Here is a 1,274-nt window from a genome sequence, read left to right on the forward strand (position 1 = left end):
CGGAACACCCGCGCCAGATCCTTCGCATAGAAATAGGAGGCCAGGCCGAATTCCGTGTCGTTGGCCTTTTCAATTACGTCGGCCTCGTCGGTGAAGCGGAACAGCGGCGCCACGGGGCCGAAAGTCTCTTCGCGAGCGACCGCCATCGCCTGGGTAACGTCGGCCAGCACCGTCGCCTCATAGAAGGTACCACCGAGGGCATGGCGCTTGCCGCCCTGGATCACCCGCGCGCCCTTGGCGGTGGCATCGGCAACGTGTTCCTCGACCTTCTCCAGTGCCGCCTGGTCGATCAGCGGGCCGAGGATCACGCCCTGGTCGAGACCATTGCCGATCGACAGCTTGGCAACGGCCGCCGCCAGCTTGTCGGAGAAGGCGTCATAGACCTTGTCCTGCACATAGATGCGGTTGGCGCAGACGCAGGTCTGGCCGTTGTTGCGGAACTTGGCGATCAGGGCGCCTTCCACGGCCGCATCGAGATCGGCATCGTCGAAGACGATGAACGGTGCATTGCCGCCGAGCTCCAGCCCGAGCTTCTTGATCGTGCCGGCGCTCTGGCGATAGAGCTCAGCGCCGACTTCCGTCGAGCCGGTAAAGGTCAGCTTGCGCACCACCGGGTTGGCGGTCATCTCCGCGCCGATCTCGCGAGCCGAGCCGGTGACGACGCTGAAGAGCCCCTTCGGCAGGCCGGCACGTTCGGCAAGAATGGCAATGGCAATGGCCGAGAACGGCGTCTGTGCCGCTGGCTTCAGCACCATGGCGCAGCCGGCTGCAAAGGCAGGACCCGCCTTGCGGGTGATCATCGCATTGGGGAAGTTCCAGGGCGTGATCGCGGCGACGACGCCGATCGGCTGCTTCATCACCATGATGCGCTTGTCCGGCTGGTGGCCGGGGATCAGGTCGCCATAGATGCGGCGCCCTTCTTCGGCGAACCACTCGACGAAGCTTGCGCCATAGACGATTTCGCCGGTCGCCTCGGCGAGCGGCTTGCCCTGTTCGAGCGTGAGGATGCGGCCGAGATCGTCCTTGTTCTCGATCATCAGCTCAAACCAGCGGCGAAGCACGCCGGCGCGATCCTTGGCAGTGCGAGCAGCCCAGCCCTTCTGCGCCAGACGCGCCGCTTCGATCGCCGCCTTCGTCTCCTTGCCGCCAAGCTTCGGCACGCGTCCGATGAGTTCGCCCGTCGCCGGGTTGGTCACTTCGATCGCATTGGCGGCATCCGCTTCAATCCATTCGCCACCAATCAGGGCAGCCTGGCGAAACAGTGACGGGTCCTT

At 64.8% G+C, this 1,274-nt stretch carries 1 protein-coding gene; it reads right to left on the bottom strand.

Translation table 11 applies throughout. The features are described 5' to 3' along the window. On the bottom strand, positions 1–1,274 hold a 1,274-nt coding region (locus AC1Q80_RS30760; protein WP_492362930.1), incomplete at both ends, for an NAD-dependent succinate-semialdehyde dehydrogenase.

This window comes from Ensifer sp. GW823-FHT05D09, from assembly GCF_058795755.1.